This window comes from Rhodospirillales bacterium (assembly GCA_016712595.1).
Taxonomy (GTDB): domain Bacteria; phylum Pseudomonadota; class Alphaproteobacteria; order Rhodospirillales; family Defluviicoccaceae; genus Defluviicoccus.
Window position 1 is genome coordinate 1,212,931 of the sequence record JADJQT010000001.1, and the last position, 19,570, is coordinate 1,232,500.

The 19,570-nt window shown below is 62.9% G+C and carries 20 protein-coding genes and 1 other RNA gene; 10 read left to right on the forward strand and 11 right to left on the reverse strand.

Features of this window, described 5'->3' with window-relative positions; genetic code table 11:
* Positions 1-18 precede the first annotated feature (18 nt).
* The 3 genes from polA to IPK66_05505 form a co-directional block, all read right to left on the reverse strand.
* A complete protein-coding gene (gene polA / locus IPK66_05495; protein MBK8174736.1) occupies positions 19-2,868 on the reverse strand; it encodes a DNA polymerase I in 2,850 nt (949 codons plus the stop codon).
* A gap of 20 nt (positions 2,869-2,888) precedes the next feature.
* Positions 2,889-3,101, reverse strand: a complete 213-nt coding sequence (locus tag IPK66_05500; GenBank protein ID MBK8174737.1) for a zinc-finger domain-containing protein — start codon at positions 3,099-3,101, stop codon at positions 2,889-2,891.
* A gap of 91 nt (positions 3,102-3,192) precedes the next feature.
* On the reverse strand, positions 3,193-4,101 hold the full coding sequence (locus IPK66_05505; GenBank protein MBK8174738.1) for an FAD-dependent thymidylate synthase: 909 nt from the start codon (positions 4,099-4,101) through the stop codon (positions 3,193-3,195).
* A gap of 105 nt (positions 4,102-4,206) precedes the next feature.
* Between IPK66_05505 and ssrA the strand changes: the two genes are divergently transcribed.
* The 4 genes from ssrA (at position 4,207) to IPK66_05525 (ending at position 7,330) form a co-directional block, all read left to right on the forward strand.
* Positions 4,207-4,533: a transfer-messenger RNA gene (ssrA, locus tag IPK66_05510) on the forward strand.
* Between the two features lie 49 nt (positions 4,534-4,582).
* Complete coding sequence (locus IPK66_05515; protein MBK8174739.1) at positions 4,583-5,071, forward strand: hypothetical protein; 489 nt, start codon at positions 4,583-4,585, stop codon at positions 5,069-5,071.
* 52 nt (positions 5,072-5,123) lie between these two features.
* Positions 5,124-6,761 (forward strand): fumarate hydratase, encoded by a 1,638-nt coding sequence (locus IPK66_05520; GenBank protein MBK8174740.1) that lies wholly within the window; start codon positions 5,124-5,126, stop codon positions 6,759-6,761.
* Positions 6,762-6,838: 77 nt separating this feature from the next.
* Entirely contained in the window at positions 6,839-7,330 is a 492-nt protein-coding gene (locus tag IPK66_05525; protein ID MBK8174741.1) for a cyclic nucleotide-binding domain-containing protein, read from the forward strand.
* On the opposite strand, the gene IPK66_05530 is transcribed toward IPK66_05525, so the two are convergent.
* Entirely contained in the window at positions 7,276-8,097 is an 822-nt protein-coding gene (locus IPK66_05530) for a metallophosphoesterase (GenBank protein MBK8174742.1), read from the reverse strand. The two genes, IPK66_05525 and IPK66_05530, sit on opposite strands and share 55 nt — an antisense overlap.
* An 84-nt stretch (positions 8,098-8,181) precedes the next feature.
* Complete coding sequence (locus IPK66_05535) at positions 8,182-9,030, reverse strand: alpha/beta hydrolase (GenBank protein ID MBK8174743.1); 849 nt, start codon at positions 9,028-9,030, stop codon at positions 8,182-8,184.
* Between the two features lie 160 nt (positions 9,031-9,190).
* Here IPK66_05535 and IPK66_05540 point away from each other — a divergent pair, with 160 nt between their 5' ends.
* Positions 9,191-9,817 carry a dienelactone hydrolase family protein gene (locus tag IPK66_05540; protein ID MBK8174744.1) on the forward strand — a complete coding sequence of 209 codons (627 nt, stop codon included), beginning with the start codon at positions 9,191-9,193 and terminating at the stop codon, positions 9,815-9,817.
* 92 nt (positions 9,818-9,909) lie between these two features.
* Positions 9,910-11,325: a class II fumarate hydratase gene (fumC, locus tag IPK66_05545; GenBank protein MBK8174745.1), complete on the forward strand. Its 1,416-nt coding sequence runs from the start codon at positions 9,910-9,912 to the stop codon at positions 11,323-11,325.
* 67 nt (positions 11,326-11,392) lie between these two features.
* Here fumC and IPK66_05550 read toward each other — a convergent pair whose 3' ends face one another.
* From IPK66_05550 to IPK66_05575, 6 genes are all read right to left on the reverse strand, one after another.
* Positions 11,393-12,118 (reverse strand): peptidase, encoded by a 726-nt coding sequence (locus tag IPK66_05550; protein ID MBK8174746.1) that lies wholly within the window; start codon positions 12,116-12,118, stop codon positions 11,393-11,395.
* A 269-nt stretch (positions 12,119-12,387) separates the two neighbouring features.
* A complete protein-coding gene (locus IPK66_05555; GenBank protein ID MBK8174747.1) occupies positions 12,388-12,849 on the reverse strand; it encodes a YaiI/YqxD family protein in 462 nt (153 codons plus the stop codon).
* Between the two features lie 189 nt (positions 12,850-13,038).
* Positions 13,039-13,899 (reverse strand): DUF1217 domain-containing protein, encoded by an 861-nt coding sequence (locus IPK66_05560; protein MBK8174748.1) that lies wholly within the window; start codon positions 13,897-13,899, stop codon positions 13,039-13,041.
* Between the two features lie 271 nt (positions 13,900-14,170).
* Positions 14,171-14,986, reverse strand: a complete 816-nt coding sequence (map, locus tag IPK66_05565) for a type I methionyl aminopeptidase (GenBank protein MBK8174749.1) — start codon at positions 14,984-14,986, stop codon at positions 14,171-14,173.
* Between the two features lie 22 nt (positions 14,987-15,008).
* Entirely contained in the window at positions 15,009-15,743 is a 735-nt protein-coding gene (gene sfsA / locus IPK66_05570) for a DNA/RNA nuclease SfsA (GenBank protein ID MBK8174750.1), read from the reverse strand.
* Between the two features lie 63 nt (positions 15,744-15,806).
* On the reverse strand, positions 15,807-16,712 hold the full coding sequence (locus IPK66_05575; GenBank protein MBK8174751.1) for a methyltransferase domain-containing protein: 906 nt from the start codon (positions 16,710-16,712) through the stop codon (positions 15,807-15,809).
* 81 nt (positions 16,713-16,793) lie between these two features.
* On the opposite strand from IPK66_05575, the gene IPK66_05580 reads away from it, so the two are divergent.
* The 4 genes from IPK66_05580 (at position 16,794) to IPK66_05595 (ending at position 19,300) form a co-directional block, all read left to right on the forward strand.
* A complete protein-coding gene (locus tag IPK66_05580; GenBank protein MBK8174752.1) occupies positions 16,794-17,645 on the forward strand; it encodes a ComF family protein in 852 nt (283 codons plus the stop codon).
* Positions 17,632-17,895 carry a glutaredoxin 3 gene (grxC, locus tag IPK66_05585; protein ID MBK8174753.1) on the forward strand — a complete coding sequence of 88 codons (264 nt, stop codon included), beginning with the start codon at positions 17,632-17,634 and terminating at the stop codon, positions 17,893-17,895. The genes IPK66_05580 and grxC overlap by 14 nt, the downstream gene beginning before the upstream one ends.
* A 10-nt stretch (positions 17,896-17,905) precedes the next feature.
* Positions 17,906-18,724 (forward strand): carbon-nitrogen hydrolase family protein, encoded by an 819-nt coding sequence (locus IPK66_05590; GenBank protein ID MBK8174754.1) that lies wholly within the window; start codon positions 17,906-17,908, stop codon positions 18,722-18,724.
* A 126-nt stretch (positions 18,725-18,850) separates the two neighbouring features.
* Positions 18,851-19,300, forward strand: coding sequence for a DUF1178 family protein (locus tag IPK66_05595; GenBank protein ID MBK8174755.1), 450 nt, complete (start codon positions 18,851-18,853; stop codon positions 19,298-19,300).
* Positions 19,301-19,570: the final 270 nt, after the last annotated feature.

A 19,570-nucleotide genomic window follows, 5' to 3' on the forward strand; every position in this document is an offset into this window, starting at 1 on the left:
CCCGGTCGAATCGCAGGCTCAGTGCGCCTCGTCCCAGTTGGCGCCGGTGCCGACGTCGACGATGAGTGGCACCCTCAGCCGGGCCACGCCCTGCATCACCGCGGAGACCACCGCGGTCGTCTCGTCGACCTCGGCCACCGGCACTTCGAACAGCAGTTCGTCGTGCACCTGCAAGAGCATCCGGGCGCCGAGGTGCCGTTGCGCCAGGGCCGGGGACACACGGATCATCGCCCGCTTGATGATGTCGGCGGCACCGCCCTGGATCGGTGCGTTGATCGCCGCGCGCTCGGCGAAGCTGCGCATCGCCGAATTCTTCTCGTTGATCCCCCGTACCCAGCACCGCCTTCCGAAAGGTGTGACCACGAAGCCTTGCTGGCGGGCCTGCTCCTTCGCCTGCTGCATGTAGTCGCGGATGCCGGGATAGCGCTCGAAGTAGGCATCGATGTAGGCGGCGGCCTCGGCGCGGCCGATACCGAGCTGGCGCGCGAGGCCGAATGGCGAGATGCCATAGATGATGCCGAAATTGATCGCTTTGGCCTTGCGGCGGACCAGCGGGTCCATCCCCTCGATCGGCACGCCGAACACTTGGCTTGCGGTCATCGCGTGGATGTCCTGACCGTCGCGGAAGGCGACTTCAAGAGCGTCGATACGGGCGACGTCGGCGAGCAGCCGCAGCTCGATCTGCGAGTAATCGGCGCTCATCAGCACGCAGCCGTCGGCGGGAACGAAGGCGCGACGGATCTTGCGCCCCTCTTCCGTGCGCACCGGAATGTTCTGCAGATTGGGATCGGACGAGGAAAGCCTCCCGGTGCCGGCGACTGCCTGCTGAAAGCTGGTATGCACCCGGCCGGTCGTGGGGTTGATCTGGCTGACCAGGGCGTCGGCGTAGGTGCTCTTCAGCTTGGCGAGCTGGCGCCAGTCGAGCACCTTTTGCGGCAGGTCGTGCCCTTCTGCGGCCAGTGCCTCGAGCACGTCGGCGCCGGTTCCATAGGCGCCGGTCTTGCCCTTGCGACCCGTGGCGAGTCCGAGTTCGTCGAACAACACCTCGCCCAGCTGCTTGGGAGAGCCGATGTTGAATCGCCGGCCGGCCAACGTATGGATCTCGCCTTCCAGCACCGCCAGCTTGGCGGCGAAGTCCCCGCTGAGCCCGCGCAGGCGGGCCGCGTCGACGATGATGCCGTTGCGCTCCATCTCGGCCAGCACCGGCACGAGCGGGCGCTCCAGCGTTTCGTACACGCCAACGAGGCGCTCAGCCTGCAAACGCGGCTTGAGCGCACGGTGCAACTGCAAGGTGACGTCCGCGTCCTCGGCGGCATAGCGCAAGGCCTGATCGAGCGGCACGCAATCGAAGGTGACCTGCGTTTTGCCGCGGCCGGTCACCTCGGCGTACTTGACGGTCACGTGTCCGAGGTGAAGTTCTGCCAGCTCGTCCATGCCGTGCCCGTGCAGGCCGCCTTCCAGCACATAGGACAGCAGCATGGTATCGTCGATCGGGGTAACGGCGATGCCGAGACGCCCCAGGACCTGCATGTCGTACTTGATGTTTTGGCCGATTTTCAGCACAGCGGCGTCTTCAAGCAGCGGCTTGAGCCGCGCGAGCGCCGCGGCGAGCGGAATCTGGCGTGGGGACGGATCGAGGACGTCGGTGGCGCGATGGCCGAGCGGCACATAGCAAGCACGGCCCGGCACGATCGACAGCGAGACACCGACAAGCTCGGCGCGCATGACGTCGAGCGATGTCGTCTCCGTATCGACGGCGACATAGCCTGCCGCCTGCGCCTCGTTCACCCAAAGCGCCAGTGCCGCTTCGTCCTGCACCAACTCGTAGCGAACCTCATCGGGCCGCGGCGCCGCGGCCGGCGCCGGAATCGGCGCGGGTTCAGCCCCCGGCGGGGCGCCGGCCGTTGCTTGCGATGTTTCGGCCGATGCGGCAGCGCCGGGAGCGGCAAGCACGGAGGGCGCGAGGTCTCCGCGGTTCTGCAGCCGGGCGATCACCGCGCGGAACGCCTGTTCCTGCAGGAACGCCAGCAGGCGATCGCGATCGGGTGCCCGCTTTTCAAGGGCGGCGAGCGGGACAGGCTCGGGTACGTCGTCGCGCAGGCTGACCAGCTGGCGCGAAATCCGCGCCGCATCCGCATGGTCAATGAGCATCTGGCGACGCTTCGGCTGGCGAATCTCTCCCGCTCGGGCGAGCAGGGTTTCGACGTCGCCGAACTGCTCGATGAGCTGCGCCGCCGTCTTGATGCCGATGCCGGGCACGCCGGGGACATTGTCGACGGAATCGCCGGCGAGCGCTTGGACCTCGATCACCTTCTCCGGTCCGACGCCGAACTTCTCGCGGACCTCGTCCGCGCCGATCGGCCGGTTGTTCATCGGATCGAACATGGCGACGCCCGGTCGGACGAGCTGCATCAGATCCTTGTCGGACGAGACGATGGTCACCTCGGCTCCGGCCTCGCGGGCGAGACGGGCGTAGGTGGCGATAAGGTCGTCCGCTTCCCATCCGTCTGATTCGATGCACGCGACATTGAACGCGCGCACCGCCTCGCGGATGAGTGCGAACTGGGGGATCAACTCGTCCGGCGGGTCGGGTCGATGCGCCTTGTAGGCGGGATAGAGATCGTTGCGGAAGGTGAGCCGCGCAGCATCGAAAATCACCGCGAGGTGATCGGCGTCGGTCTCGCCGAGCAGCTTGAGCAGCATGTTGGTGAAACCGAGCACGGCATTGACCGGGGTGCCGTCCGGTCGTGTCAGTGGCGGCAGCTTATGGAAGGCGCGAAAAATGAAGCCCGAGCCGTCGATCAGGAGGACGTGGCGCGGGAGAGATGTGGCTGCGGGCTCGGCCGCGAGGTCCGCCTTTGATCTGATCGGGTTGTCTTCGGCTTCGCTCAGTGCCCGCCCGCCGCGCCGGCGCCCTCGGCCAAGACGAAACGGCGCGAGCAATAAGGGCAAACGACGCTACCTTCAGGCTCGATCGTCAGGTAGACGCGCGGATGGCCAAGCGTTCCACCGCCACCATCACAATGAACGGTGCGGCTCTCGACGACGGTCGAATCGTCAACGCTGAAAATCGGGCTGTCGTCAAGCATCGGCAGGACCATCGGCTTGGGAAATTTCTGAATGATAGCGATCGTCAGCGGACAATCAACAGTCGCGCGAAGCCTGTCAAGTTGACATCTGCCGGCTGACGGATCAGGCCGTCCGGCCGAGGGCTGCCATCAATTCCCGCCATTCTCGCGCGGAAAGCCCGCTTTGTGATGGGTCGACCGCTTCGCCGGCGAGCATCCGCCTGACCACGAGCAACGCCGGCGCCGAGAGGGCGATCGCCCCCAGCCGGTTCTTGACGAAGGCCGCGTAGGCGAGCGGCACCCAGCGCTCGATCGTCCGCAGCATCGCGTCCGCATAGGCGCGGATCTCGTATTGGGCGTGCGCGTCGGCGCGCAGGGCGAGGAAATGGAAGAGATTGTGCAGGTCTATCTTCCAGTACCACTGTGTGAAGGTGGCGAGCGTCAGATTGATCCGGGCCAGTTCGCGCGCAAGGCCGAGACCGTCGGGATCGAGCATCTCTTCATAGTGGGCGTAGCACCGCTCGGCGTCGTCGCGCAGGAGGGCCAGCACGCGCGCGGCATCATCCACCGAAAGTGCCTCTCCGCGACCTTGCCGGTTATTTGCCGACTGCGATGCCAGTTGGTCAGGCGGTGGGAGATAATACTCCTTGTCGAGCACCGAGTATCGGGCGGAATACTCGTTGACGTTCGCCGTGCGGTGCCTGATCCATTGCCGGGCGACGAAGATCGGCAACTTGACGTGGTACTTGATCTCGCACATCTCGAATGGTGTCGAGTGGCGATGGCGCATCAGGTAGTCAATGAGTCCCGCGTCATCCTGCACCCGTCGCGTGCCGCGTCCGTACGAGACCCGTGCCGCCTGGACGATCGCCGCGTCATCGCCCATGTAGTCGATGACCCGCACGAAACCGTGGTCGAGGACGGATTGCGGCAGATAGAGAATGTCCTCGAGCGCCGGCACGCAGGCGCGCCGCGTTTGCGCGGCTTGCGCGTGCTGCGCATCGATTTCCGCTTGTTGTTCGGGCGTGAGCATCGTTGCAGAAGGTCCGCGGTCATTTTCCGGCACTCTAGCGGCCATCCGCCGGTCCGAAAAGCGTGCCGGCCCGAAAAGCACGCCGAGACGATCATTCGACCGGCCGACTTGCGCCAAGGACGATCGAGAGCCTATATTACGATCGTCGAGCGATCGACTATGGCGATAAACGCCTCATGGAATAAGCGTTACGGACCCGGGGGCAGTACCCGGCGCCTCCACCAATTCCAGGGCTCGCCGGCTGGCAGCCGGCGGGCCCTTTCACGGGGGCGAACCAGGATCGACGTGCGTGGTAAAGGTGTGGTTTTCGCCCGGCATGGTTCCGCCGTTATCGGGCCGATCCTTATATGCCAACGACAATGAGGCATATGCTCTCGCCGCTTAAGGCTTGAGCGGGGTTCGGGAGGCACCTGGCACCAGAAGCCTCCCATTTCGTCCGCCCGGCCGGGGCGCTTAATCTTATATGCACTGATCGGTTTCCATGACGATATCCGAATTGCCCTATGACCTTTGGCTGGAAGAGGCGCTGAGGAGCGTTATTCGCAACGCCCTGTTGTATACGGCAGAGCACGGCCTTCCCGGCAGCCATCACTTCTATCTGACGTTTGTGACCGGTGCGCCGGGCGTGGAGATCGCGCCTGAACTGCGCGCCAAGCACCCTGAAGAGATGACGATTGTCCTGCAGCACCAGTTCTGGGATCTGCTGGTCGACGATCTCGGCTTTGAGGTGACGCTGAAATTCCACGGCCGATCATCACGTCTCGTGATCCCTTATGCCGCAATCACGGCGTTCGGCGATCCGTCGGTGAGCTTCGGGCTTCAGCTCAAGACATTGTTCGGCGATCTGGCGGAGGACCGACCGGCCGAGGACGCCGCGTCGGCCGAATCGCAAGACACGTCCGCCCCGCAGGCGGATGAAAAGCCGGCCACCGGCGAGGTAATCGCGCTCGACACGTTTCGCAAAAAGTAGAAGATAGCCTCCCGAAGCGGCTTGCCAGAACGCATGTGAAGGGTCGGGATCGATGACGGATAATTTTGCCCACCACGAGATGTTTCCGCTGGGCGAGGACACAACACCCTACCGCCTGCTAACCAGTGATTTCGTCGCCACGCACCGGATCAACGGACGGGAAATCGTCGAGGTGGACGGCCAGGCGCTGACGCTGCTCGCCGATCAGGCGATGCGCGACTGCCAGCACCTGCTTCGCCCCGGTCATTTGGCGCAATTGCGCAAGATCATCGATGATCCGGAGGCGTCCTCGAACGATCGTTTCGTTGCCTTTGAGCTGTTGAAGAACGCGAACATCGCCGCCAGCGGCGTGCTGCCGATGTGCCAGGATACCGGCACGGCGATCATCATGGGTAAAAAAGGCGAGAACGTCTGGACGAGCGGCGACGACGAGGCGGCGCTTTCCTACGGAATTCTCAAGGCGTACACCGAAACGAACCTGCGCTATAGCCAGGTCGCGCCGCTCGATATGTTCGCCGAGAAGAATACCGGCAACAATCTCCCTGCCCAGATCGACCTCTACGCCACCAAGGGGAACTACTACAAGTTCATGTTCATGGCGAAGGGGGGCGGTTCGGCGAACAAGAGCTACCTCTATCAGGAAACCAAGGCGCTGCTGAACCCGAAGCGCCTGTTCGAATTTCTCGACGAGAAGATCCGCACGCTTGGCACGGCGGCGTGCCCGCCTTATCACCTCGCCATCGTCATTGGTGGTACGTCAGCGGAGATGACCTTGAAAACGGTCAAGTTGGCGTCGGCGCGCTATCTCGACAACTTGCCGACCAAGGGCACCGAATTCGGCCAGGCTTTCCGCGATGTCGAGACGGAGGCGGAGGTGCTGAAGCTCACCCAGTCAATGGGGATCGGCGCGCAGTTCGGTGGCAAGTACTTCTGTCATGACGTCCGTGTCATCCGCTTGCCGCGGCATGGCGCCTCCTGTCCCGTCGGCATCGGCGTTTCCTGTTCCGCCGACCGTCAGATCCTCGGAAAAATTTCCAAGGAGGGCGTCTTTATTGAGGCGCTTGAGCGCAACCCCGGCCAGTATCTGCCGGAAATCACCAGTGAAAACCTCTCTGGAGAGGTGGTGAAGATCGATCTTACCCGACCGATGTCGGAGGTCCGAAACACGCTTTCGCAATACCCGATCCGCACGCGCGTATCGATTTCCGGACCCCTGATCGTCGCCCGCGACATCGCCCATGCCAAGCTCAAGGAACGCCTCGATCGCGGCGAGGGGCTGCCGCAGTACTTTAAGGACCTCGCCGTCTATTACGCGGGTCCGGCCAAGACTCCCGATGGCTATGCGTCGGGTTCCTTCGGGCCGACGACGGCCGGCCGTATGGACGCCTACGTCGATGCCTTCCAGGCGGCGGGCGGCAGCATGGTGATGCTGGCCAAGGGCAACCGTTCGGCAGCGGTAACCGCGGCGTGCAAGAAGCATGGCGGCTTTTATCTCGGCTCCATCGGTGGTCCGGCGGCGCGGCTTGCCCAAGACTGCATCAAAAAGGTCGAGTGCGTCGAATATCCCGAACTTGGCATGGAAGCGATCTGGAAGATTGAGGTCGAGGACTTCCCGGCATTTATCGTCGTTGACGATAAGGGCAACGATTTCTTTGCCGAATTCATGAAGCCGGGTGGCGACGGCCACTAATCGGCAGGTCGCCAGACGCTTACGGTGCCGGCGTTATCCCCGGCGGCACCCCGGGGGTGGAGCAGGGGACGGGACGGTTGGCTATGGGTTCAATTCTCGCCCTGTTCGAAGGACTTCCTGAGCAGACGTTCGCCGCGGGCGACGTCGTGCTCCAGGAAGGCGACGAAACGAACAAGCTCTACATCCTGATCGACGGCCTGTTCGAGATCCTGAAGGGCGACGTTCGCGTTTACGCAACCTCCGAGCCCGGCGCGATGTTTGGCGAAGTCTCGGCTCTGCTCGGTATCCCGCACACTGCCACGGTCAAGAGCGCGAGGCCGTGCCGTGCCTACGTGGTCGATGACGCCGAGGCTTATCTTTATTCCCGCCCCGACATCGCGTTCTGGCTATCGCGATTGCTGGCACGGCGTCTGCACGTGGTGACCGGCTATCTCGCCGACCTCAAAGCGCAGTTCGAGGATCGAAGCGATCATTTGAGCATGGTCGACGAAGTCCTCGGCACGCTTTTGCATCATCAGGACGAGGCGTTCGTTCCGGGATCGGACAGGTACGACGATCCCAAGGTCTGAAGCCAGTCGGGGATGGCGTCGAGTTCCCTGACCGGGCGTTGAAGCGGTTGATCCAGGGGGACGATCTCGGCGCCGGCCAGCGAAAACCACAACGCGACGCGGCGCTCGGTATCGACGACGATGTGTGTCGGCACGGGCCCGATCTGCCGGCCGGCGTTGAACACCCAGGTCGAGCCGATACGGTCGACCCAAGAGCCGCCGCGCACGAACGGTGATTGGTGGATGTGACCCGAGAAGACGTAATCCGGCGCGAATTCGCCGATCCAGTGGAGCAGTTCGACGTCGCCGAAGTGCTTCTCACCGCTCCAGCTTGTCGGCGAGCCATCGGGGGGGGCGTGATAGATCCAGATCCAGCGCTTTTTTTGCTTCGCCGCGTCCAGTGCGAGGAGCTGGCCGACCGCGTCTCGCGCGTTCGGGCCGTCCCACCACGGGCAGATGGTGAATAGGGTATCGTCGAGTAAAAGTGACTCACCGTCAGTCGGCACGCCGATGTCCCGGACCCGGCTCATCCAGCGGGCGAATTTCTCACCCGCAGGATTGCGCGCGTCGAGATCGTGATTGCCGGAAGAAGCAATCAGCCGGACCTTCGCCTTCAGTCGTTCGAAATACTTGAGAACGACGACGATCTGCGCCCGCCCGTCAACGTGGCCGGAAATATCGAGGTGATCGCCAGCGAAGACCACCAGATCGAAGTGTTCCGCGACGCGTGCCGTCCAGTCGAACTGCTTTAGCGCGTAGTGCAGGTCCGAGACGAGGAGCAACTTCATTGGACTCACCGCGCTGCTCGCCAAGAGCGAAATTTCGTCAGAAGTCGCGTCCGATGGCGGAAGGGACAATCGCCTTGAAGGCGGTCATTGGCCGAGCCAGCGTGCAATGGGGGCAATCTGCGCTTCGTCCATCAGCATCGGTGCATGGCCGACGCCGGGAAATTCGACGAACTCCATACCGGGCTTGCGCGCCTGCATCTCCGCGGCCGTAGCTGGCGTGAGGATATCAGAGCACGCGCCCCTGAGCAGCAGGACGGGGCAGGGTACCAGCGCCCACAGCGCCCAGAGGTCGACCGCCTCGGAGAAGCCGGCCTTGAATGGCTCGCCCAGCGCCGGATCGTAATGCTGGCGGTAGCGTCCGGATTCATCGATGCGATGGCCGTGCTTGACGAGATGGGTCCACTGAGCGTCCGTGAGCGGGCCATAGCCGGCATTGACGGTGCGCATATACGCCTCGAGACCGGCAAGATCGGCGAACGCGGGGTCCTCGCCGACGTACTCGGATATCCGTTGCAACGGGGCGGCGTCGACGTAGGCACCCACGTCATCGAGGACCAGGCGTCGGATCGGCGAATTCGGTGATGCCGCGATCATCATGCCGATGAGGCCGCCCAGCGAGACGCCGATCCAGTCCAGAGTCTCGACGTCGAGACGCGCGATCAGCGCGGTTGCCGCCTGCACATAGGTCGCGGGCTGATAGCCTTCGGCGGAAGGCAGCCAATCGCTTTGTCCGCGTCCGGGCAGATCGACGCACACGACGCGGTAGTGCTTTTCGAGCGCCCGGGCGAGCGAGTCGAAATCGCGGCCGCGACGCGTAAGGCCATGGACGCAGACGACGACGCGCTGGTTCTCAGGATCGCCCCACTCGAAGTAGACGAGGCGATGGAACCCGCGAGGCCCGAGCGCGAGAAAACTCTTTTCGGTCATCGGCATTCGGCGTGTCTTCCTCTCCGGCGCAATTTCGCCCCCGGCTGTGGGCGAGCGGGCAGTTCGCCACTACACTATAGGCAAACCGGCGAGAGGCAAACCGGCGAGAGGCAAGCCCCTGGCCTGGTCAGGCGCGCGTTCCGTTTCCGACGAGGCGAAACCGGTAATGGCGATCGAGCTTCAATTCGACGGCCCAAAGACCGCGCCTTTGACGCTTGCGCTTGCTCACGGCGCGGGAGCGCCGTCGGACAGTCCGTTCATGACCGACTTTGCCCACGGCGTGGCGCGCGCCGGCTGGCGGGTCGCCCGCTTCGAGTTTCCCTACATGGCGGCGCGGCGCCTTGACAACAAAAAGCGGCCGCCCGATCGAGCGAACGTGTTGCTGGACACGTGGCAGAGCGTGATCGACCGCCTCGGCCCCGATCATCTGATCATCGGTGGCAAATCGCTGGGCGGCCGGATGGCCAGCATGATCGCCGATGCGGCCGGTGTGCGCGGCGTCGTCTGCCTCGGTTATCCGTTCCATCCGGTCGGCCAGCCGGAAAAGCTGCGCATCACCCACCTGCAGGCGCTGCGAACCGCGACGTTGATCCTGCAGGGCACGCGCGATCCGTTTGGCCTCGTCGATGAGATCACGGAACTGGCGCTATCGCCGGCGATACGCGTGCACTATCTCGAGGACGGCGATCATAGCTTCGTGCCACGAGCGAAATCCTCCCGCAGCGAGGCGCAGAACCGTGAGGAGGCGTTGTGCGAGATTGTCTCATTCCTCGCGGCGCGGGCGGCAGAATAGGGACAATCAGTGGCCGTGTTCTGGGTTGGGGAACACCGGGAGAACACCGGACAGGCATCTCTCCGATCTCAGATATGAAGGAGGATAGAAGGATGAACACAGTACCGCCGTCACGGATTGAATCGGACAGCATGGGCACCATTGCCGTTCCGGCTGATCGGTACTGGGGGGCGCAGACCCAGCGGTCGCTGGAAAACTTCCGCATCGGCGGCGAGCGCATGCCGGAGCCGCTGGTGCGCGCGCTCGGCATTCAGAAGAAGGCGGCGGCACGGGTCAATGTCGCCGCGGGCGATTTGTCCGCCGAGGTGGGTACGGCGATCGAGCGGGCGGCGGACGAAGTGATCTCCGGCGTGCTCGCCGCGCATTTCCCCCTCGTCGTCTGGCAGACCGGGTCCGGCACGCAGACGAACATGAACGCCAACGAGGTCATTTCCAACCGGGCGATCGAGTTGCTGGGCGGCGCCATCGGCTCGAAATCGCCCGTCCATCCGAACGATCACGTCAACCGGAGCCAGTCGTCCAACGATTCGTTCCCCACGGCCATGCATATCGCCGCCGCATGCGAAATCGACGGCCATTTGCTTCCGGCGCTTCACAGGCTGCACGCGGCGCTGGCGGGAAAGGCGCAGGACTTCGCCCGCATCATCAAGATCGGCCGCACGCACACCCAGGATGCGACCCCGCTGAGCCTGGGTCAGGAATTTTCCGGGTATGCGGCGCAGGTGGACTTCGCCATCGCCCGGATCGCCGGCACGATGCCGCGGCTGCTCGCCCTCGCGCAGGGCGGCACAGCCGTCGGCACTGGGCTCAACACCCGGGCGGGTTTTGCCGAAGCCTTCGCCAGGGAGGTGGCGGCGATCACCGGGCTCGCCTTCGTGACCGCGCCGAATAAATTCGAGGCGCTGGCCGCGCATGATGCGATCGTCGAGATGTCGGGGGTGCTGAATGCGTTGGCCGCAGCGCTGTTCAAAATCGCCAATGACATTCGTTTTCTGGCTTCGGGTCCGCGGGCTGGCCTTGGCGAGTTGATTTTGCCCGCGAACGAACCGGGCTCATCCATCATGCCGGGGAAGGTCAATCCGACCCAGTGCGAGGCCATGACCATGGTCTGCGCCCAGGTGTTCGGCAATCACGTCACCATCACTCTTGCCGGCGCCTCCGGCCACTTCGAGCTGAACGTATTCAAGCCCGTCCTGATCTTTAACCTGTTGCAATCCATCCGCCTGCTTGCTGATGCATCCGAGAGTTTCACCGATCATTGCATCGCCGGCATAGCGGCGGATGGCGAGCGTATCGCCGAATTGATGGGGCGCTCGCTCATGCTGGTCACCGCCCTCAACCCGCATATCGGCTATGACGCGGCGGCGAAGATCGCCAAGAAGGCTCACGCGGAAAAGACGACGCTCAAGGATGCCGCCATGGCGCTCGGGTTGCTGACCGCCGAGGAGTTCGACCGCTGGGTACGCCCGGAAGCGATGCTTGGCCCGGACGAGAGTTGTCCCGTCTGAGACGGGGGGCGACTATGAGCCGTGCCACGCATGCGGACCGCCTCGTCATCGGAGAGCGCCGGTCCGCTCACGGCAATGCGGGTAGCCGGCCGAAGACCTGCCGCACACCCTCGCTCCATTGACGACTTAACGCGGCGAAGTAGGGATCGCCCTCGTCGAAGCGCCGGCGCATCTGCATCGCGAGGCTGTCGCGCTGGTAGCAGATCATGTCGATCGGCATGCCGACCGAAAGATTGCTGCGCATCGTCGAGTCGAAAGAAACCAGTACACACTTTGCCGCATCGGCGAGTGACACCGAAGGCGTAATTACGCGGTCGATAATCGGCTTTCCGTATTTGGTCTCGCCGGTTTGTAAGTAAGGCGTATCACGCCCCGCTTCGATGAAATTTCCTTCAGCGTACACCCGGAACAACCGGGGCGCCTCGCCTTTGATCTGACCACCCAGGATGAACGAGGCGTTGAACTTTATCGCGCTTTCCGCAAGAAACTGGCCGTCGCGGCGCTCGATGTCCCGCATCGCGTCCGCCACGAGGTTGGCAACGTCGAACATCGTCTGCGCCGTCCACAGGCTGCGAGCCGGGGGCTCGGCATCCCCCCTTTGTTTCAACAGGCCGATAACGGCCTGCGTGCCGGCCAGATTCCCCGAACTCAGCAGCACGATCAGCCGATCGCCGACGCGTTCGAACACGGTCATTTTGCAGAATTTGGCAAAATTATCGACATCGGCATGTGTGCGCGAATCGGACGCGAAAATCATGCCCTCTTCGAGGATCAAGCCCACGCAATAGGTCATTTTAATTATCCGCCGACGCTCAGATCGCGTCTCAAGCGTACAACGCCAAGAGCCGCAACCCCGCGCACGCGCGTTGCTCGCGGCTGGGCGCCGACGGTGGTAAAATCATCAAAGGCCATTGAATCGATCAAAGCGCACGAGCGTCTGTGTTGTCGCATCGGTAGATATGGTAACGATCAATGCGAAATTCGACAAGACATGCAAGAAAAGAAGCAAAAACGCCCAAATAGTTGAAAATCTGCTCCAGGCTGCTGTGCTATTGCGGCTTACTATATTCGTTTCAAACGAATAATGGCCTCGTGCAGCGCGGACAGAAATTTGGAGCGGTCCGCTGCAGTGAAGGGCCGCGGTCCCTGTGTCACGGCGCCGGCAGAACGAAGATCCGTCATCAGATTTCGCGTCGCAAGCGCGAGCCCGATCGATTCATCCGTGAACGTTTGCCCGTTCGGCTTCAGCACGGTTGCTCCCGCCTTCACACATCGAGCGGCAAGGGGGACATCAGACGTAACCACGATGTGACGGCGATCGACGCGCTGAGCAATCCAGTCGTCGGCGGCGTCGAGTTCCGAGCCGACAACGATCAGGTTGACCCGCGGATCACGCGGCACGGCAATAAAATTGTTCGCAACGATATGGACCGAGACCAAATGGCGCTCGGCAACGCGGTAGATCTCGCGTTTCACCGGACAGGCGTCGGCATCGACATAAATCATCGGCGATGCTTGCCACATTGGGTGGGGTGTGGGAACCCATCTCTGGAAAGGGGGTCGTTTCAGCCTCGTTCCGGCCTGTGGCTGTGGCCGCGATCGAAACGCACCGTCGTGGGGATCACGCGGCGGTGGTGGCGCTCGTCGTTCGGGACGAATTGAGCTGACTTATTGGCCGGGCTCGCTGTTTCTTCCGTGCGGCGAAGTTTCGCGTCAGGCGAGGATGTTCACGCGCCCGTTCGATGCGAGGAATGACAGATCGAAGGATAAGATGCCGTTATCGCTCGCCGCGGATGAGACGGTCGCGCCGAGAATGGACAGGGCGGCGCTGGCGTTGCCGCTGACTACTGAATCCTCATCCGCCCCCGTGGGTGAGCCCTCGGAATCCTGACTGGCGAGGAACTTATTGATCAACGATTTGACATAATCGGCGTCGGAAAGCTTGGTGTTGTCGAACCCTTTGGCTTGCAACTGGCGAATCTGCTGCTTGACGTCCAAGGCAGCGGTTTCTTCCGGCAGTCCTAAGGCGCCGCGAACCACCGCGCCCAGTGTTTTGTCCGTGAGGACCTTATAAACTGAATCTGCGGCCGTGGAAGCGACGCGCGAGAAATAGAGTGCCTGCCGGGCCGCGGTATCGTTGCGACCAACAGCTTTTTCGTACTGCGTTTGTTGATAAGCCGAAACCACGGCGTCCACATTTGCGGCGGTCTTGACCGACGCACCGCCGTCCTCACGCAAGGAAGCGAATGCTTTGGCGAAGCTTTGATAGCGGGAGTCCGCCATTCGTTGCGCGAGTGATGTGGAAGAAGTCGGATCTTCGCTCAGCAACTTGCGCAAAAGGCCCTTTGAATCGACCTTACTCTCGAGTCCGTACGCACCGAGCGCGATCGATAACAAGCGGCGATCGTTAAGCAGATCGTCCGTGCTCGTGACGTTGGCTATGTTCTCTCTGTAATAGTTGACTTTTGATTCCACTTCCGGTTGTTTGTCGACCATGTTGCTAAGCCGTTCTCGGTTATTCACCGCGACAGTGTAATCGAGAGTGGCTGAACCCAGCCCAAGCAAAGCAATCATGTCAGCCTCCCTTCGCGTGGGCCACGGATCAGCGGCAAGTCCGGCATCGGTTGTCCGATGTATCCTGGCGCCAACCCGCCTGCGCACGGAGGATCATCGTCGCCCGGAATTGGTTAAGGTGTGGTTAACCCAGCGCGGCTATCAGGACTTACGCGGCAAAAAACATCCACCCGTGCGGTCGGATATCGAAGAGGAGGGCACGCATGTTGCCGTCGGCGAAAAAGCGGTTGTTCGCCCACGGATCTCGGTTGCAGTGGTTTTTGCGTTGCCGTCAGCCCAGGGAGGGCGGTGGGCAGTCGCCTCCAGCCGGCGAACGGGTAAAGACTTCGTAGCCATCGGCGGTGACGCCGAGCGTGTGCTCGAACTGGGCGGAAAGCGAACGGTCCTTGGTCACTGCCGTCCAGCCGTCGGAGAGAATCTTAACCTCCCACCGCCCGGCGTTGATCATTGGCTCGATGGTAAAGAACATGCCTTCACGCAAGACCGGTCCATCGCCGGGAAAGCCAAAGTGCGGGATGTTGGGAGCATCATGGAAGACGCGACCGACCCCATGGCCGCAAAAATCGCGCACGACCGAGAAACGCTGCTCTTCAACGAAGCTTTGGATCGCAAAGCCAATGTCACCGACAGTCGCACCGGGCTTGACCGCGTCGATGCCTCTCCACATGGCTTCGAAAGTGATGTCGATCAGTCGTTGCGCCTTGACCGACGCCTTGCCAGCGCAGTACATGCGACTGCAATCACCATGCCAGCCGTCGAGAATCGGCGTGACGTCAATGTTGATGATATCGCCTTCCTGCAGCTTCTTCTCGCCCGGAATACCATGGCAGACAACGTGGTTGACCGACGTGCAAATCGACTTGGGAAAACCACGATAGTTCAGCGGTGCTGAAATACCGCCATGCTTGCGAATGAAATCGTCGCAAAGCCGGTCAATCTCATCAGTCCGCACGCCCGGTTGTACGTAGGGCGTAATATAATCGAGCGCTTCCGCGGCCAGACGGCCAGCCGCACGCATGCTCTCGAAGTCTTTCTCGGTGTGGATTTTGATTGAGCGGATTTCCGCGAGGGGTGCGTTGCGGCGCATATCGATCATCGTTCCGTTCACGTCAACTCATTGCCGGACCCTGCGCCGGCATACGGATCGGGATGGCTTGGTTGAGCCGAACGCCCGCCATGTCGACCTCACAGCGATAACAAAGGCACTCAACGCCAGTATCCGCAGCCATCCTCACCAAGCGGGCATACTCGGAATCGATGTCTGAGGCAAAGCTCAACGACTCGACATCCGCCCGTTGTGCCACGTAGAGCATAACGCATCGACTCCCTGACGCCACGGCCCTGGCGAGCTCAACCAGATGCTTCGCGCCCCGTGTGGTCACGGAATCCGGGAACTCCGCTGAGATTTCGGGCTGCATCGACCGACAAAGCGTCACGTTTTTGACTTCGACCAAACATGTGGGGCGACCGGGCGATTCCAACAACAGGTCAATGCGCGAATTTCGCCCGTAGCGTACTTCGCGCCGTGCGGACATGTATCCCGCAAGCTCCGGAATACGGCACTCGTTGAGCGCTTCGATCACCAGTCCATTTGTTCGGCCGGTGTTGATGCCAACGAGCACGCCACCGGCACGGATCAATTCCCAGGTAAAGGCGAGTGTCCGCCCCGGACGGTTCGCCGGCGATAGCCAGACCTCCGCGCCGGGCACATTGACGCTCAGCATCGAGCCTGGATTGGGACAATGAGCCGTTACGGTCCGTCCATCGTCGAGCAGCACGTCGGCGAAGAACCGCTTGTAGCGCTGGATCAGCGTGCCGCGTATCAGCGGCGGTGCGAAGAGCATCGATCATTCTTCCGTCGGCAGCCCGCCCTTGCGGAACCGGGCGTCCCCCGGGTGCGCGCCCGGTCACGATCGCGCCGGGCCGTCGGGGGAGATTTCCGTGACGCCGAGGGCGTCGGCGAGGGGGGTGGTGGCGCTTCCGCGCCGGAGTGGTCGCGGCTGAGAGGCGTCGGGAGCCCAGGCGGTCAGGAAGATGACCTGAAATGTCGCCGGTATGCGGCCGTCGGCGTCTGCCCAGTCGCGCCGATAGCGATCCAGCGCCTCGAACAGCGTCGCTCGCCGGCTTGCCGACTTGCGTCGTTCCCGGACGGCGTTGGTCTCGCCCATGCCGCGCAGGTCGGCGAGCAGCCGGAGCGGATCCGCATAGGAGACCGTGATTGCATCGACATCGACGACTGGAAGCGCAAATCCCGCGCGCTGCAGCAGGTTGCCGATGTCGCGAACCTCGGCGAACGGAGACACCCGCGGACTGATGCCGCCCTCGAGCGCCAGTTCCGCCTCGGCCAGGGCGCTGCGCAGTTCCTTCAGCGTATCGCCGCCCAGTATCGCGGCGAGCAGAAGGCCGTCTGGCCGAAGCGCGTGGCGGAGCTGAATCAAGGTGCCTGGCAGGTCGTTGACCCAGTGCAGGCTGAGCACGCTCGCGACAAGATCGAAGCTTTGCGCCGCGAACGGCAGTGCCTCCTCGTCCGCGGCGACACGCAGACCGGGAGCATGGTGAACCATGGCTTGTGACAGGTCGCACTGGACCAGCGTGCGCACGCCGTCGCGCGCCAAGAGGAATTGCGAAAGTCCGCCATGATGGCAACCAAGGTCGAGAACATCGGCGAACGTTCGACGCACATCGTTCAGGCGGTCATCCAACCGCTTCCCGACCTCGTGGAACAGGAAATCGTGCGCGTTCAGGCTTCCGGCAGCCCGATCGCGATGATGGCGGACGGCGCGCCGGTCGAACACAAACATCGGGGCGCTCATCGGTCCCGTGGTTCTCGTTCCCGGTTGCAGCAGGTGACTTGGTTGCTATATGGCATGACAACGGAATAGGTTCAAACGGGCATGCAGCCAACGTTTTCTTGGGGGACTTCGACCGAAGCGGGTTTTTCGGCGATCGCCCGCCTCGGGCGGGCGGCATTGGATGCCGTACTTCCGCCCCGTTGCCTCACGTGCGGAACCATCGTCGGTACCGCCCATGCGTTGTGCAGCGAATGCTGGCCGACCGTGCGCTTCATCCACGAGCCGCTTTGCGCGCGGTGCGGCATTCCGTTCGAGTTCGATGCGGGCCCCGGGTGCGTCTGTGCCGTTTGCGCCGCCACTGACCGGCCACACCACCGGGTCCGTGCTGCCGTCGCCTACGACGACGGCAGCCGTCCTCTCATCTTGCGATTCAAGAACGGTGATCGCACGGATGCCGTTCGTGTCTTCGCCCCGTGGATGCTGCGGGCCGGCAGGCAGTTGCTGACGCAAGCCGACATTATCGCGCCGGTACCCCTGCACTGGACGCGCCTTTTTTCACGCAAATACAATCAAGCGGCGTTGCTGGCGCAGGCGATCGGCCGCCTCTCACTGACGCCGGTGAGGCCCGATCTGCTCGTGAGGCGCAAGAGGACGCATAAACTGGGCAAGTCTGGACCCGCGGAACGCGCGAAAACGGTCCGCGGGGCATTCGCGGTTCCGGCGCGTCACAAACGGGAGATCGACGGTTTTCGCATCTTGCTGATCGATGACGTTTATACCACGGGTTCAACGGCCGCGGCCTGTGCCCGGGCACTCTTGGCGGCGGGCGCGCAGGCCGTCGACGTGCTTGCTCTTGCGCGGGTCATCCGGCCGAGCGGAATTCCAGTGCCGCCGACCGGCTCGAAACCGGGCACAGCGCGTGCTGATGAGGAGGACGACCTTGCGTTCCGTTGAAATCTACACCTCGCCATTCTGCCCTTACTGCCATCGGGCAAAGGCGCTGCTCACCAAAAAAGGCGTCACTTTTACCGAGATCGACGTAATGGACACGCCCGGAGCACGCAACGAGATGGAGCAGCGCGCGCCGGGTGCGAAAACTGTGCCCCAGATCTTTATCGATGGGCGCGGGATCGGCGGCTCGGACGAACTGGCCGCGCTTGATCGGGCGGGAGAACTCGACTCTCTCCTCGGTCTTTCTGCCTGAGGAGCGCAGAATGCGCGGTGGTTTTACCGTCGCCTGTGTCCAGACGAATTCACCGCGCGAGCCTCTCGCGAGCATTGCAGCGGCGGCCGGTCTCATTCGCGCTGCGCGTGCCGCTGGCGCGGACCTCATCCTCACGCCGGAAAACGTCGGCATGCTGGAGCCGGACAGCCGGCAGTTGAAAGAAAAGGCGCGGCCGGAAGCAACGCATGAAGCATTGGCGGCCTTTCGTGACCTCGCCGTGGAAACGGGCGCGTGGCTGCTCGCGGGTTCGCTGGCGGTAACGGTTGATGACGGGCACGTGGCAAACCGGTCGTTGCTGATCGATTCCAACGGCGCGATCGTCGCCCGATACGATAAAGTCCATCTCTTCGATGTCGATCTTGGCGGCGGCGAGAGCTATCGCGAATCGGCGACGATCGCTCCCGGCGAGCAAGCGGTGGTGGCGGAAACGCCTTGGGGGGGGCTCGGACTTTCCGTCTGCTACGATGTGCGGTTTCCACAACTCTACCGACGGCTGGCGCAGCAGGGCGCGACGTTCTTGTCGATACCGGCGGCGTTCACCCGCACCACGGGACGGGCCCACTGGCACGTCCTGCTGCGCGCGCGCGCAATCGAGAATGGCGCGTTCGTCTTCGCCGCCGCGCAGTGCGGTACGCACGCCGCGGGCCGCGAGACGTACGGTCATTCACTCATCATTGATCCGTGGGGCGGCGTACTCGCGGACGGGGGCGAGGAGCCGGGGTTCATCATCGCCGAAATCGATCCCGATCGTGTCGTCGAGGCCCGGGCGCGAATCCCTTCGTTGAGTCACGACCGGCCCTTCCGGTGAGAGGTGCGCTGCGCGAAGCGCGCTTCAGACATGCGCTTTACGTAAAGGGTCGCGCCGCCGCTGCCTTCAGTCTATACCTCAGGGACAATCCGCACTTGGATTGCGCTCTGATCGCTGCGAATTGTGATGATACTTTTCGATCTTATTTGTGAGGCAGGACACCGGTTCGAATCGTGGTTCCAGAGTGGCGGCGCGTTCGACCGGCAGCAGGCTGAGCATGTGATTGAATGCCCGATCTGCGGTACGAGTACGATCACGAAGGCGCCGATGGCTCCGCGAGTGGCTCGATCAGGGCTGGTGCGACGTGAAAGCGACGGCGACCTGCCGGCCGAATCTTCACCACAAGCCGCGCTTCCCACGCAGATTCTCGAGGCGATGCGCCTTATGCGGCAGCATATCGAGGAAAACTGCGATTACGTCGGGCGCGATTTCTCCGAAGAGGCTCGCCGCATCCATTACGGTGAGGTCGCGCAGCACGACATCTATGGCGAGGCGAGTTCAGAGGATGCGCGTGAGCTGATCGAGGAAGGAATCCGCGTAAGCTGCGTTCCGTGGTTCGTCCGCCGCGATGACTGAGGGTACAACGCCTAACGGCGCGGGCCCCGCCGCCAACGGAGCTCACGTCGGCGCGACGGCAGACAGACCACAGCGACAGTCCGCGTCCGGCGCGAATATCCAAGAATGACGATGACGGGGATGTCGGGCCGCCAGCCGAGGCGTTGGCGTGCGTAACACAAAACGGTAGGTTGGTACCGTCTCTCGCCGGCCACGTCTCGCGCTTGTGCGCCTAGCACTCACATTCTCGCACGGGAGCAGCGATCGCTGCGCATGCGATCGCGCGAGTAT

Coding starts and splice junctions, on each gene's coding strand:
- IPK66_05530 (MBK8174742.1), bottom strand. CDS start 8,097: ATGAAGTTGCTCCTCGTCTCGGACCTGCACTACGCGCTAAAGCAGTTC.
- IPK66_05535 (MBK8174743.1), bottom strand. CDS start 9,030: ATGCCGATGACCGAAAAGAGTTTTCTCGCGCTCGGGCCTCGCGGGTTC.
- IPK66_05520 (MBK8174740.1), top strand. CDS start 5,124: ATGACGGATAATTTTGCCCACCACGAGATGTTTCCGCTGGGCGAGGAC.
- IPK66_05555 (MBK8174747.1), bottom strand. CDS start 12,849: ATGTGGCAAGCATCGCCGATGATTTATGTCGATGCCGACGCCTGTCCG.
- IPK66_05580 (MBK8174752.1), top strand. CDS start 16,794: ATGCAGCCAACGTTTTCTTGGGGGACTTCGACCGAAGCGGGTTTTTCG.
- IPK66_05595 (MBK8174755.1), top strand. CDS start 18,851: ATGATACTTTTCGATCTTATTTGTGAGGCAGGACACCGGTTCGAATCG.
- fumC (MBK8174745.1), top strand. CDS start 9,910: ATGAACACAGTACCGCCGTCACGGATTGAATCGGACAGCATGGGCACC.
- IPK66_05500 (MBK8174737.1), bottom strand. CDS start 3,101: ATGGTCCTGCCGATGCTTGACGACAGCCCGATTTTCAGCGTTGACGAT.
- IPK66_05590 (MBK8174754.1), top strand. CDS start 17,906: ATGCGCGGTGGTTTTACCGTCGCCTGTGTCCAGACGAATTCACCGCGC.
- IPK66_05560 (MBK8174748.1), bottom strand. CDS start 13,899: ATGATTGCTTTGCTTGGGCTGGGTTCAGCCACTCTCGATTACACTGTC.
- IPK66_05505 (MBK8174738.1), bottom strand. CDS start 4,101: ATGCTCACGCCCGAACAACAAGCGGAAATCGATGCGCAGCACGCGCAA.
- IPK66_05550 (MBK8174746.1), bottom strand. CDS start 12,118: ATGACCTATTGCGTGGGCTTGATCCTCGAAGAGGGCATGATTTTCGCG.
- IPK66_05575 (MBK8174751.1), bottom strand. CDS start 16,712: ATGAGCGCCCCGATGTTTGTGTTCGACCGGCGCGCCGTCCGCCATCAT.
- sfsA (MBK8174750.1), bottom strand. CDS start 15,743: ATGCTCTTCGCACCGCCGCTGATACGCGGCACGCTGATCCAGCGCTAC.
- IPK66_05540 (MBK8174744.1), top strand. CDS start 9,191: ATGGCGATCGAGCTTCAATTCGACGGCCCAAAGACCGCGCCTTTGACG.
- IPK66_05515 (MBK8174739.1), top strand. CDS start 4,583: ATGACGATATCCGAATTGCCCTATGACCTTTGGCTGGAAGAGGCGCTG.
- map (MBK8174749.1), bottom strand. CDS start 14,986: ATGCGCCGCAACGCACCCCTCGCGGAAATCCGCTCAATCAAAATCCAC.